Origin of the sequence: Pseudomonas sp. KnCO4, from assembly GCF_045344305.1 — a bacterium.
Lineage (GTDB): Bacteria > Pseudomonadota > Gammaproteobacteria > Pseudomonadales > Pseudomonadaceae > Aquipseudomonas > Aquipseudomonas anuradhapurensis.
In genome coordinates, this window is record NZ_CP174199.1 from 2,064,161 (window position 1) to 2,076,871 (window position 12,711).

Annotated in this window: 8 protein-coding genes; 2 read left to right on the forward strand and 6 right to left on the reverse strand. The window is 64.2% G+C overall.

Features of this window, described 5'->3' with window-relative positions; translation table 11 throughout:
- Positions 1–7: 7 nt before the first annotated feature.
- The 4 genes from ACJA3S_RS09675 to ACJA3S_RS09690 all read right to left on the reverse strand — a co-directional run bounded on the left by ACJA3S_RS09675 (position 8) and on the right by ACJA3S_RS09690 (position 4,373).
- A complete protein-coding gene (locus tag ACJA3S_RS09675) occupies positions 8–1,180 on the reverse strand; it encodes an MFS transporter (protein WP_406822230.1) in 1,173 nt (390 codons plus the stop codon).
- 20 nt (positions 1,181–1,200) lie between these two features.
- Complete coding sequence (gene dkgB, locus ACJA3S_RS09680; protein ID WP_406821638.1) at positions 1,201–2,004, reverse strand: 2,5-didehydrogluconate reductase DkgB; 804 nt, start codon at positions 2,002–2,004, stop codon at positions 1,201–1,203.
- A 238-nt stretch (positions 2,005–2,242) separates the two neighbouring features.
- A complete protein-coding gene (locus ACJA3S_RS09685) occupies positions 2,243–2,737 on the reverse strand; it encodes a DUF934 domain-containing protein (RefSeq protein ID WP_406821639.1) in 495 nt (164 codons plus the stop codon).
- Positions 2,721–4,373, reverse strand: coding sequence for a nitrite/sulfite reductase (locus ACJA3S_RS09690; RefSeq protein ID WP_406821640.1), 1,653 nt, complete (start codon positions 4,371–4,373; stop codon positions 2,721–2,723). Before ACJA3S_RS09690 ends, ACJA3S_RS09685 begins: the two co-directional genes overlap by 17 nt.
- A gap of 210 nt (positions 4,374–4,583) precedes the next feature.
- Between ACJA3S_RS09690 and ACJA3S_RS09695 the strand changes: the two genes are divergently transcribed.
- On the forward strand, positions 4,584–5,660 hold the full coding sequence (locus ACJA3S_RS09695; protein WP_406821641.1) for an ABC transporter substrate-binding protein: 1,077 nt from the start codon (positions 4,584–4,586) through the stop codon (positions 5,658–5,660).
- A gap of 280 nt (positions 5,661–5,940) precedes the next feature.
- On the opposite strand, the gene ACJA3S_RS09700 is transcribed toward ACJA3S_RS09695, so the two are convergent.
- Both ACJA3S_RS09700 and metH read right to left on the reverse strand, forming a co-directional pair.
- Complete coding sequence (locus ACJA3S_RS09700; protein ID WP_170029270.1) at positions 5,941–6,156, reverse strand: DUF2970 domain-containing protein; 216 nt, start codon at positions 6,154–6,156, stop codon at positions 5,941–5,943.
- A 159-nt stretch (positions 6,157–6,315) separates the two neighbouring features.
- Complete coding sequence (gene metH, locus ACJA3S_RS09705; RefSeq protein WP_406821642.1) at positions 6,316–10,023, reverse strand: methionine synthase; 3,708 nt, start codon at positions 10,021–10,023, stop codon at positions 6,316–6,318.
- A 179-nt stretch (positions 10,024–10,202) separates the two neighbouring features.
- Here metH and ACJA3S_RS09710 point away from each other — a divergent pair, with 179 nt between their 5' ends.
- Complete coding sequence (locus tag ACJA3S_RS09710; protein WP_406822231.1) at positions 10,203–12,503, forward strand: fatty acid cis/trans isomerase; 2,301 nt, start codon at positions 10,203–10,205, stop codon at positions 12,501–12,503.
- The last annotated feature ends 208 nt before the right edge of the window (positions 12,504–12,711 follow it).

Here is a 12,711-nt window from a genome sequence, read left to right on the forward strand (position 1 = left end):
GTCGCGATCAGGCCGCGTCGGCAGCGGTGTTTTCGGCGGCCTTGCGGCGCCCACCCAGCCAAACCAGCAGCAGCCCGGCTGCCGCGAGCACGCCCCCGGCCATTGGCACCGCCGCATAACCCAGGTTCAGGCTGATCACCGCACCACCCAGCGCAGCGCCCAGGGCGTTACCCAGGTTGAACGCACCGACATTGATCGACGAGGCCAGCCCTGGCGCCTCGATGGCTGCGATCATCACTCGCATCTGCAGTGGTGGCACCACGGCAAAGGTGAACATGCCCCACACCAGCAAGACCAGGGCGGCGCCGATATGGCTGCCCAGCACCAGCGGCATCAGCAGCATGATGGCTGCCAGCGCTGCGAGAAAGATCCGCGCTGCGCCGTCCAGCGACCAGTCGGCCAGGCGACCGCCCAGGCTGTTGCCCAAGGTGAAGCCAACGCCGATCAGCACCAGGCCGAGGGTGACGAAGCTGTCCGAGGCACCGGTCAGTTCGGCCAGCACCGGCGCGACATAGGTGTACAAGGTGAACATGGCGCCGGCGCCGAGCACGGTGGTAGCCATCGCCAGCAACACGCTGGGGCGGGCGATCACGGCCAGCTCCTTGCGCACCTGCGGCACGCTGCCGCGCTCACCCTTGGGCAGGGCGAACCACAGCGCGGCCATGGCCAGCAGGCCCAGTGCGGCGGTGCCGGCAAAGGCCATGCGCCAGCCGACCTGCTGGCCGACCCAGGTGGCCGCCGGCACGCCGCCGATGTTGGCGATGGTCAGGCCCATGAACATGGTCGCCACGGCACTGGCTTGTTTCTCCTTGGGTACCACGCTGGCCGCTACCACCGCGCCGAGGCCGAAGAACGCGCCGTGGTTGAGGCTGGTGACCAGCCGCGAGGCGAGCAGGGTGTAGTAGTCCGGTGCCAGCGACGACAGCAGGTTGCCCAGGGTGAAGATGGCCATCAGCGCCATCAGCGCTGCGCGCTTGCCGAAACGGCTGAACAGTAACGTCATGACCGGGGCGCCGACCATCACGCCGATGGCATAGGCGGTGATCAGCATGCCGGCACTGGGAATGCTCACCTCGACGCCCTCGGCGATCACCGGCAGCAGGCCCATCGGGGTGAACTCGGTGGTGCCGATGCCGAAGGCTCCGATGGCCAGGGCGAAGAGTACCCGGCCGCTTTTCATTGCTTGAGAACTCATGGCGATCAATCCCAGGCTGGGGCCAGGCCGTCGGGGCTGACTTCGCGGCCATTGCGTTCCAGCCCGGCAATCCGGGCCATGTCTTCGGCGTCCAGGCGCAGGCTCTGGGCGAGCAGGTTGCTGGCCAGGTTCTCGCGCTTGGTCGACGACGGGATCACCGCGTAGCCCTGCTGCAGGGCCCAGGCCAGGGCAACCTGGGCCACCGTGGCCTTGTGCTTGGCACCGATGTCGGCCAGTACCGGGTCTTTCAGGACCTTGCCGTAGGCCAGCGTCATGTACGAGGTGACGGTGACGCCCTGGTCCTTGAGGAAGGCAACCAGCTTGTGGTTCTGCAGATACGGGCTGAGCTCGATCTGGTTGGTGGCGATCTCGCCTTTGCCGACCACTTCGATGGCTTGGCGAGTCAGTTCGATGTTGAAGTTGGACACACCGATCTCGCGGGTCAGGCCCAGCGCCTTGGCTTCGGCCAGGGCGGCCATGTACTCGGGCAGTTCAACGCCGTTGCCTGGGGCTGGCCAGTGGATCAGCAGCAGGTCGACATGCTCGGTACGCAGTTTCTGCAGGCTTTCGCGCAGGCTGGGGATCAGTTTGTCGGCGGCGTAGTTGGCTACCCAGATCTTGGTGGTGATGAACAGCTCGCTGCGCGGCACACCGCTTTCGGCGATGGCTTGGCCGACAGCCGCTTCGTTGTCGTAGATCTGTGCCGTGTCGATGGCCCGGTAGCCGAGTTCCAGGGCTGCCTTGACCGAATCGATGACGGCCTGGCCGGTGAGACGGAAGGTGCCGAGGCCGAAGGATGGAATGCTCATGTTCTGTTCCTGGTGAGTAGGGTGGGGCCGGACCGAGCTGCGCTCGGTTCGATCGCTATTCGTGTGGGGAGCAGTGTGCGGGTTTGAGCTGAATTGATTAAGGTGGCGCGCGGCCAAGGTCATTTGACCAGGAGGCAAGAATAGGTTGTTGTGCCGTGACTGTGACCGGGGGAATGCCAGCACAGAAAACCAAACGGCCCGCCATGAAGGCGGGCCGCAAGGTCTTGCAGGGGGACGATCAGCGGCGGCGGAACAGCGGCAGCGGCTCGTCGGCGGCGGCCTGGTAGGTCACCGAGAAGTCCTTCAGGCTTTGCAGCGCGTCTTCCGGGTCCTTGTCGGCACGGATGGCGAACGCATCGAAGCCGCAGCGGGCCATGAAGAACAGCTGGTCGCGCAGCACGTCACCAATGGCACGCAGCTCGCCCTTGTAGCCATAGCGGTCACGCAGCAGGCGTGCATTGGAGTAGCTGCGCCCGTCGGTGAAGGCCGGGAAGTTCAGGGCGATGACCTGGAAGTGCTGCACGTCGTCGCCGATTTCTTCCGCTTCTTCGTCGCTGTCCAGCCACACACCCAGGCCGCCGTCGCGGGCCTTCAGGGCATGGGCATGGTCGCGCCACATCTGCAGCGGGACGATGTAGTCGTCGCAGTTGGTCAGCTCGTCGAACGAGGTCTCCTTGGGCAGCAGGTGCCAGGTTTCGTCGACGATCTGGTTGTTCTTAATGATTCGCTGCATAGACGCGTTCCTTGAAGGGGTCGATGCCGATACGCTGGTAGGTGTCGATGAAACGCTCTTCCTCGGTACGTTGCTCGACGTACACGGCGATCAGCTTCTCGATCACATCGGCCATGTCGTCCTGGGCGAAGGACGGGCCGAGGATCTTGCCCAGGCTCGCGCCACGCGCGGCATTGCCGCCGAGCGACACCTGGTAGAACTCCTCGCCCTTCTTGTCCACGCCGAGAATGCCGATGTGGCCCACGTGGTGGTGGCCGCAGGCGTTCATGCAGCCGGAAATGTTCAGGTCGATCTCGCCGATGTCGAACAGGTAGTCCAGGTCGTCGAAGCGGCGCTGGATGGATTCGGCAATCGGGATCGACTTGGCGTTGGCCAGCGAGCAGTAGTCACCCCCCGGGCAGCAGATGATGTCGGTCAGCAGGCCGATGTTCGGGGTGGCGAAGCCGGCTTCGCGCAGCTCCAGCCACAGCGCGTGCAACTGGCGCTGCTCGACGTCGGCAAGAATGATGTTCTGCTCGTGCGAGGTGCGCAGGAAGCCGAAGCTGTAGCGCTCGGCCAGGTCGGCCACGGCATCCAGCTGCTTGTCGGTCAGGTCGCCCGGGGCAACGCCGGTGGGCTTCAGCGACAGGGTCACGGCCACGTAGCCGGGGCGCTTGTGGGCGCGGGTGTTGCGCGAACGCCAGCGGGCAAAGCCTGGGTACCCGGCATCCAGGGCGCTGTAATCGACGTTGTCCAGGGCCAGGTAGTCCGGGTCGACGAAGTGGCGCGACACGCGCTGCACTTCGGCTTCGGTCAGGGTGGTGCTGCCGCCGCGCAGGTGGACCATTTCGGCCTCGACCTTCTCGGCGAACACTTCCGGGGTAAGCGCCTTGACCAGGATCTTGATCCGCGCCTTGTACTTGTTGTCACGGCGGCCGTAACGGTTGTACACGCGCAGGATGGCATCGAGGTAGCTGATCAGGTCCTGCCAGGGCAGGAACTCGTTGATGAACGAGCCGACTACCGGCGTACGGCCCAGGCCGCCACCGACCAGCACGCGGAAGCCCAGTTCGCCAGCGGCATTGCGCACCGGCTCCAGGCCGATGTCGTGCACTTCGATGGCGGCGCGGTCTTCCTGCGAGCCGTTGATGGCAATCTTGAACTTGCGCGGCAGGTAGGCGAATTCCGGGTGGAAGGTGGTCCACTGGCGGACGATTTCGCACCACGGGCGCGGGTCGATGATTTCGTCTGCTGCGACACCGGCGAACTGGTCGGTGGTGGTGTTGCGCAGGCAGTTGCCGCTGGTCTGGATCGCGTGCATCTGCACGGTGGCCAGTTCGGCGAGGATGTCCGGGACGTCTTCCAGCGCCGGCCAGTTGAACTGCACGTTCTGGCGGGTGGAGATGTGGGCGTAGCCCTTGTCGTAGTCGCGGGCGATCTTGGCCAGGGTGCGGACCTGGCGGGCGTTCAACTGGCCGTACGGCACGGCGACACGCAGCATCGGTGCGAAACGTTGGATATAAAGGCCGTTCTGCAGGCGCAGAGGGCGGAATTCTTCTTCGCTCAGTTCCCCGGCCAGGTAGCGGCGGGTCTGATCACGGAACTGCTTGACGCGGTCCTCGATGATCCGCTGATCGTACTCGTCGTATACGTACATAAAAGTCCTGTCTCAGGCATGCAGCTATTCGCGCGCACGGCCGCGCACTCCGGTACGGAGCCGGGGAACGATAGCAGGTTGCGTTTATGCGCTAAAGTGATGTTTTTGCATATGAAAAGAACCAAACGGACTATGTGAGACTGACTGCCATTTGTGCGCTGGCTGCGCCCCGGCGTTTATAATCCCTGGTTTGTTCTGCAGGGATTCCCCATGCTCAAGGCGTTGTGCCAAAGCTTGTGTCTGATCCTGCCGCTGGCGGCAAGCGCGCAACCGGCTTCGGTGGTCTTCCTCAACCCAGGGCTGTCTACCGAGACGTTCTGGACCACCTATACCCGTTTCATGCAAGCGGCGGCGGACGAGCTGGGCATGACCCTGCGCGTGGAGTACAGCGAGCGCCGCGCCGACCTGGCGCTGAGCCATGCCAGGGCGATCTTGAACGGGCCGCAGCGGCCGGATTACCTGGTGCTGGTCAACGAGCAGTATGTGGCCCCGGAAATCATGCGCCTGTCGCGAGGCACCGGGGTCAAGCTGTTCCTGGTCAACAACGGCCTGACCGCCAGCCAGGCGCTGAGCATCGAGGCCCAGCCCGACAAGTATGCCGAGCCCCTGGGCACCTTGGTCAGCAACGACGAGGAGGCAGGCTTCCAGATGTTGCAGCAGATGGTTGCGCAACTGCCGCGCGACAGTGGGCCGGTGGACCTGCTGGCCTTTGCCGGGGTCAAGACCACCCCGGCCTCGCAACTGCGCGTCGAGGGCATGCGGCGTGCCTTGGCCGATTACCCTCAGGTGCGCCTGCGCCAGGTGGTATACGGTGGCTGGAACCGTCAGCGCGCTTACGAGCAGGCGCAGCAACTGCTGGAACGCTATCCGCACACCCGCCTGGTGTGGTCGGCCAATGACGAGATGGCGTTCGGTGCCATGCAGGCATTCGAAGAGGCAGGGCACCGGCCGGGGCATGACGTGCTGTTCGGTACTGTGAACGGCTCGCCCGAGGCGCTGCGCGCGCGTATCGACGGGCGCCTGAGCGTCCTGCTGGGCGGGCATTTCAGCCTCGGCGGCTGGGCCATGGTGATGCTGCATGATGATGCCCTGGGGCTGGCGGTGAACCGCGACGGCCTGCGCGAGCACCGCGTGCCGGTGTTGCAGGTGATCGACCAGGCCAAGGCCAAGCGCTGGCTGGAACTGCTGGAACGCGCCGACTATGGCGTCGATTTCCAGCACTACAGTGCTGAAGGGCAGCCGGCCAGTTACCAGTACCCGTTTCTGACCTCACCGATCAATTATTGAAAGACCCTGCTTGAGCGAAGGGCATTGCTCGTCTTAACTGCTGGGGGTGAAGTGCATTCCCATAACCACTACAAGAGGCAATGCAATGGGAAACTCAACCAAGGTCCGCAAAGCTGACAGTAGCGTCGATGCCTGGGCGATCCTCTGCCTGATCGTGCTGGTGGTGGTCACCGCCGTGTATTGGGTCAGCCACCAGTAGACTTGCCTTCAAGACCGTGATGCAGCCAGGCGCCTGCGGGAGGGAATCCCGCAGGCGCTTTATCGTGCCGGCGAAAAGACCCTAGCGGGCCAGGTGCAGGGCCAGTTGCACCAGGCCGATCAATACGGCGACGAACACCAGGGTGAACAGCGTCCCCAGCACAATGAAATGGCTGGCCTTGCCGTGGGTGAAGTCGCGGGCGCGGTTCTTGCCGCTTTGTACGCCGAAGGCGGCGGCGAGGATGCTGTGCAGCATTTGCCAGAAGGTTGGGGGTTTGCCCTGGCTGGAATCGTCCATGGTGGCTCCTGGGAAAATCAGAGGCAATCAGGGACAGTGTAGGTAGCTATTGGGGCTGCTGCGCAGCCCATCGCGACACAAGGCCGCTCCTACACGGATTGCGTTTTCCTGTGGGCGCGGCCTTGTGTCGCGATGGGCCGCAAAGCGGCCCCCAAGGTCTTAGCTGTCGTAGCCGAGGTTGGGCGCCAGCCAGCGCTCGCTCACGCTGATGTCCTGGCCCTTGCGCGCGCTGTAGTGCTCGATCTGGTCGCGGTCGACCTTGCCCACGGCAAAGTACTGCGCCTGCGGATGGGCAAAGTACCAGCCACTGACCGCCGCCGCCGGGAACATCGCGAAGTGGTCGGTAAGGAACACGCCGCTCGGCCCGGTCTCACCGATGGCGGTGCCATCGAGCAGGCGGAACAGGGTTTCCTTCTCGGTGTGGTCCGGGCAGGCCGGGTAGCCTGGCGCCGGGCGAATGCCACGGTACTGCTCCTTGATCAGCGCCTCGTTGTCGAGCTGCTCGTCGCGGGCATAGCCCCAGTATTCCTTGCGCACCTGCTCGTGCAGCCATTCGGCGCAGGCTTCGGCCAGGCGGTCAGCCAGGGCCTTGACCATGATCGAGCTGTAGTCGTCACCCTTGTCCTGATAGGCCTTGGCCACTTCCTCGGCACCGATGCCGGCGGTGGTGATGAAACCACCGACATAATCGGTGATGCCGCTGGCCTTAGGCGCGACGAAGTCGGCCAGCGACCAGTTGGGCTTGCCGTCCGGCTTGATGGTCTGCTGGCGCAGGTGATGCAGGGTGGCCAGGGCCTGGCCATTGTCGCCGTACACCTCGATATCGTCATCGGCCACCTGGTTGGCCGGCCAGAAGCCGAACACCGCGCGGGCGCTGATGAGCTTTTCGTCGATCAGCTTGTCGAGCATCTCGCGGGCATCCTGGTACAGCGCCGTGGCAGCCTCGCCCACTACCTCGTCGGTGAGGATGCGCGGGAACTTGCCGGCCAGGTCCCAGGAAATGAAGAACGGGGTCCAGTCGATGTATTCGGCCAGGGTGCGCAGGTCGATGTTCTCCAGCACCTTGACGCCGGTGAAGGAGGGCACCGCCGGTTGGTAGCTGGCCCAGTCGTACCGCGGCTTGGCTGCAATGGCCTGGGCGTAGCTCAGGCGTTCGGTGCGGGCACTGCGGTTGGCCGTGCGCTCGCGCACTTGCTCGTATTCCTCGCGGGTCTTCTCGACGAAGCCCGCTTTCAGCTCCTTGGACAGCAACTGGGTAGCCACGCCCACGGCACGCGAAGCGTCGGTGACATAGACCACGGCGTCGTTGCTGTACTTGGGTTCGATCTTGACGGCGGTGTGCGCCTTGGAGGTGGTGGCGCCACCGATCATCAACGGCAGGTTGAAGCCCTGGCGCTGCATCTCGCGGGCGACGTGGACCATCTCGTCGAGTGACGGCGTGATCAGGCCGGACAGGCCGATGATGTCGCACTTCTCGTCGCGGGCGGTTTGCAGGATCTTCTCGGCCGGCACCATCACGCCCAGGTCGACGATGTCGTAGCCGTTGCAGCCCAGCACCACGCCGACGATGTTCTTGCCGATGTCGTGCACGTCGCCTTTTACCGTGGCCATCAGGATCTTGCCCTTGGCTTCCGGCTTGTCGCCTTTCTCGGCTTCGATGAACGGAATCAGGTGGGCTACCGCCTGCTTCATCACGCGAGCCGACTTGACCACCTGCGGCAGGAACATCTTGCCCGCACCGAACAGGTCGCCGACCACGTTCATGCCGCTCATCAGCGGGCCTTCGATCACTTCGATGGGGCGCGCGCACTGCTGGCGGCATTCTTCGGTGTCTTCGACGATGAACGCCGTGATGCCCTTCACCAGCGCGTGCTCCAGGCGTTTTTCCACCGGCAGCGAGCGCCACTCTTCGTTTTCCACTTCACGGGTTGCGCCGCCGCCCTTGTAGTCGTCGGCGATGGCCAGCAGTGCGTCGGTGCCATGCGCGGTGCGGTTGAGCACGACGTCCTCGACCTTTTCCCGCAGCTCGGCAGGGATCTCGTCGTAGATCTCCAGCTGGCCGGCGTTGACGATACCCATGGTCAGGCCGTTCTGGATCGCGTGGTACAGGAACACCGAGTGGATCGCTTCGCGTACCGGGTTGTTGCCACGGAACGAGAACGACACGTTGGACACGCCGCCCGAACTCAGTGCGTACGGCAGGTGGTCGCGGATGTAGGCACAGGCCTCGATGAAATCGACGGCGTAGTGGTTGTGCTCCTCGATACCGGTGGCGACGGCGAAGATGTTCGGGTCGAAGATGATGTCTTCCGGTGGGAAGCCCACTTCGTTGACCAGGATGTCATAGCTGCGCTGGCAGATTTCCTTCTTGCGTGCGGCGGTGTCGGCCTGGCCGACCTCGTCGAACGCCATCACCACCACGGCGGCGCCATAGCGCTTGCACAGGCGGGCATGGTGCTTGAACTGCTCGACGCCTTCCTTCATGGAAATCGAGTTGACGATGCCCTTGCCCTGGATGCACTTCAGGCCGGCTTCGATCACTTCCCACTTGGACGAGTCGATCATGATCGGCACGCGCGAGATATCCGGCTCGCCAGCGATCAGGTTGAGGAAGCGGACCATGGCGGCCTGGGAATCGAGCATCCCTTCGTCCATGTTGATGTCGATCACCTGGGCGCCGGCCTCGACCTGCTGCAAGGCGACTTCCAGGGCTTCGGTGTAGTTCTCCTCACGGATCAGCCGGGCAAACTTGGCGGAGCCGGTGATGTTGGTGCGCTCGCCAACGTTGACGAACAGCGACTGGCGGTCGATGGTGAACGGTTCCAGGCCCGACAGGCGGCAGGCCTTGGCGATTTGTGGAATCTTGCGCGGCGGGTACTTGGCCACCGCTTCGGCGATGGCCTGGATGTGCCCCGGGGTGGTGCCGCAGCAACCGCCGATGATGTTGAGGAAGCCGCTGGCGGCGAATTCCTCGACCACGGCGGCCATTTCTGCCGGGGTCTCGTCGTACTCGCCGAAGGCGTTCGGCAGGCCGGCATTGGGGTGGGCCGAAACGTGGGTGTCGGCCTTGGTCGCCAGCTCTTCCAGGTACGGGCGCAGGTCCTTGGCGCCGAGCGCGCAGTTCAGGCCCACGGAAATCGGCTTGGCATGGCGAACCGAGTTCCAGAACGCCTCGGTGGTCTGCCCCGACAGCGTGCGGCCGGAGGCGTCGGTGATGGTGCCGGAAATCATGATCGGCAGTTCGATGCCGTCTTCTTCGAACACCTGCTGCACGGCGAAGATCGCTGCCTTGGCGTTGAGGGTGTCGAAGATGGTCTCGATCAGCAACAGGTCGGCGCCACCCTCGATCAGGCCGCGGGTGGCCTCGATGTAGTTGGCGACCAGTTCGTCGAAGGTGACGTTGCGGTAGCCAGGGTCGTTGACGTCCGGGGAAATCGAGCAGGTGCGGCTGGTCGGGCCGAGCACCCCGGCGACGAAGCGCGGCTTGTCCGGGGTTTCCAGGGTCTTGGCGTCGGCCACCTGGCGGGCGATGCGCGCGCCCTCGACGTTCAGTTCGTAGACCAGCGCCTCCATGCCGTAATCGGCCTGGGAAATCTGCGTGGCGTTGAAGGTGTTGGTTTCGAGGATATCGGCCCCGGCATCCAGGTAGGCCTTCTCGATAGCCGCAATCACATCAGGGCGGCTGAGCAGCAGCAGGTCGTTGTTGCCTTTGACATCGCTTGGCCAATCGGCGAAGCGCGTGCCACGATAGTCGTGTTCCTCGAGCCGGTAGCTTTGGATCATAGTACCCATGCCGCCGTCGAGGATCAGGATGCGCTGCTGGAGTGCGTTCTGGAGTGCTTGGAGACGAGCGCTACGGTCGGACATAGGAACTACCTGGTCGGGCAAATTTCAGAAGGTGCCGAATCATAACAAAGCTGCGCGGTTTTTAGGCATGTCGCCCATTTGCATGAAAACTGCTCATGTTGGCGGGGCGTCTGCAAGCGGTGCATCCAAGGACGACCAGGCAAAACGTGATGGCTTTCTACACCCAGGACTTTCCGCACATGGTGCTTCGTATCCTTGCCGCCGCTTGCGCGCTGTTGATCAGCAGCGTGGCGTTCGGGCAAGCCCCCCAATCGAGCCCGGCTATCTCCTATACCCGGGATATTCAACCGATCTTCACCGAGAAATGCGTGGCCTGCCACGCCTGCAACGACGCCGCCTGCCAGCTCAAGCTGGAAAGCCCCGAGGGCGCGGTGCGCGGGGCGAGCAAGGTCCCGGTGTACCAGGGCGACCGCAGCAAGGCGGTACCCACCACGCGGCTGTTCTACGATGCCCACAGCGAGGGCGAGTGGCGCAAGAAGGGTTTCTACTCGGTGCTCGACAGCCAGGGCAGCCAGGCGGCGCTGATGGCGCGCATGCTCGAACTGGGCCACAAGACCCCGCTTGCGCCCAATGCCAAGCTGCCCGAGGACATCGTCCTGGGCCTGAACCGCGAGAACATGTGCCCCTTGCCCCACGAGTTCGACGCCTATGCCGGCGCCCACCCCAGGGAGGGCATGCCCCTGGCGGTAACCGGGCTGACCGACAAGGAGTACGACACCCTGCGCCGCTGGCTGGCCGCCGGTGCGCCGGTCGAGTACCAGCCAATCAAGCCAAGCGCGATCGAAGCCACGCAGATCGCCGAGTGGGAAGAACTGCTCAACCGCCCCGGTTCCACCGAGGCGCTGGTCGGCCGCTGGCTGTACGAGCACCTGTTCCTGGCCCACATCTACTTCGCCGGCGGCGAGCCGGGCCACTTCTTCCAGTGGGTGCGCTCGCGCACGCCGAGCGGGCAGCCGGTCGACCTGATCGCCACGCGCCGCCCCAACGACCCGCCGGGCACCGACTTCTATTACCGCCTGATCCCGGTGCAGGGCGTGTTCGTGCACAAGACCCACATCACCTACCCGATGGGGCCGCAGAAGCTCAAGCGGGTCAAGCAACTATTCTACGCCGGCGACTGGCATGCCACCGCGCTGCCAGGCTACGGGCCGCGCCACCGGGCCAACCCGTTCGAAACCTTCGAGGCGATCCCGGCGGTGGCGCGCTACCAGTTCATGCTGGATAACGCCGAGTATTTCGTGCGGACCTTCATCCGCGGCCCGGTATGCCGTGGCCAGATCGCCACCGATGTGATCCGCGACAACTTCTGGGCGTTATTCCAGGAGCCGGCCCATGACCGCTATATCACCGATGCCCAGTACCGGGGCGAGGCCACGCCGCTGCTGGCCATGCCTGGGCAGATCGATGACGTGGGCAGTGTGCTGAGCCTGTGGCACGCCTACCGCGACAAGCGCAACGAGTACGAGAAGCTGCGCCGCGAAGCCTATGCCGACATGCCGGCGCCGGGTTGGGCGACGTTGTGGGCCGGTAACGACAATGCGCTGCTGAGCATCTTCCGCCACTTCGACAGCGCCTCGGTGACCAAGGGCCTGGTCGGCGATGTACCGCTGACCGTGTGGCTGTTCGACTACCCACTGTTCGAACGTACCTATTACCAGTTGGCGGTCAACTTCGACGTGTTCGGCAATGTTTCGCACCAGTTGCAGACGCGCCTGTACTTCGACCTGATCCGTAACGGTGCCGAAGTCAACTTCCTGCGCCTGATGCCGGCCGACCAGCGCAAGGCGATCCTCGGCGATTGGTACCAGAACAGTGGCAAGGTGAAGATGTGGATGGACTACGAGGACATCGACACCGACACCCCAAGCGGCATCAAGCTCGACCCGCGCGACCCCAAGCGTGACTTCGGCCTGAAACTGTTGCAGCGCACCGGCAGCCTGAATGCCGCGCCCGACCCGATCAACCGCTGCCAGGGTGCGTACTGCTCGCGGCCGCAGATGAGCGCAGAGTTCCGTGATGTCGAGCAGTCGCTCAGCCGCCTGGTGTCGCGCCCGGCTGCCGGGCTGAAGGTGATCAACCAGCTGCCCGAGGCGACCATGTTGCGCATCGAAGGGGCGGATGGCCAGCGTCAGGTGTACAGCCTGCTGCGCAACCGCGCGCACAGCAACGTGGCCTTCCTGCTGGGTGAGGCATACCGCTACCAGCCGGGGCTGGATACCCTGACCCTGTACCCGGGCGTGCTCAGCAGCTACCCGAACTTCATCTTCAACATCCCGGCCGGCGATGTGCCGGAGTTCGTCGAGGACATGGAATACGCGAAGGATGATACCGCGCGCTTCGAGCGTATCGTCATGCGCTGGGGTGTGCGCCGCAGCCATCCCGAGTTCTGGCGCTACTTCCATGACCTGAACAGCTTCATCAAGGAGACCGAGCCGGTCGAGGCGGGCGTGCTGGACATGAACCGCTACGAGAACCTCTGATCGGGCGAGCTGACCTTTCCGCATACCCTGCGGTCGGAAATGCTGGGTGGTCCGGGGGCTGCTGTGCAGCCCTGTCGCCGGCAAGCCAACTTCCACGGGTGCTGCACATGCCTGAGGGCTGCACAGTACCGGTGGGCGCTGGCTTGCCGGCGTTGGAACGCAACGCGCTCCCAAGGGCCTCAATGCACCGGCAATCGCAGGGTATTTC